Here is a 524-nt window from a genome sequence, read left to right on the forward strand (position 1 = left end):
TGCACGCTGTTGAGTTCTCAAAGATCGACCACCCATCCCCCGCCCGACTCACGCCAGACGACCAGAGGTGCCTCGATTGCTCACCCCCTCCGGATCGAGATCCGGAGGACCGAGCGGCTGCCGGCTTGAGGCGGGGGAGCTTCGCTCACCCTCTCGCCGTCTGGCGGCAACGAGGAGATACGTTACGTCCCGCCGGACTGCTCGGCAAACCGGAGATGCACCCCGGGCGTGTCGCGATCGTCGGGCCGGCCTCGACGGCCGAGCGGTGGGTCCGCGCGGGTGCGCCGAGCCCCCGCTGACGGGGCGAACGGCTCCGGAGCGACGCCGACGTCGGGCCGGCTGCGGGGACGGGACGCATCCCGGATCCAGCGCTCATCTGCTCACGCTCCTCAGCCGTCGTCGTGCGCGGTCCCCCAAGAGACCGGACAGCGCGTCGCGCGCTGCTCGCGCGATCAGGGCCCGACTCCTCATGACGCCGGCGCGGCCCCGCGGGGGCGCTCCTCGAGTCGTGCGTCGTCGCTACC

The sequence above is a fragment of the Amnibacterium endophyticum genome (assembly GCF_042680685.1).
Classification (GTDB): Bacteria; Actinomycetota; Actinomycetes; order Actinomycetales; family Microbacteriaceae; genus Amnibacterium; species Amnibacterium endophyticum.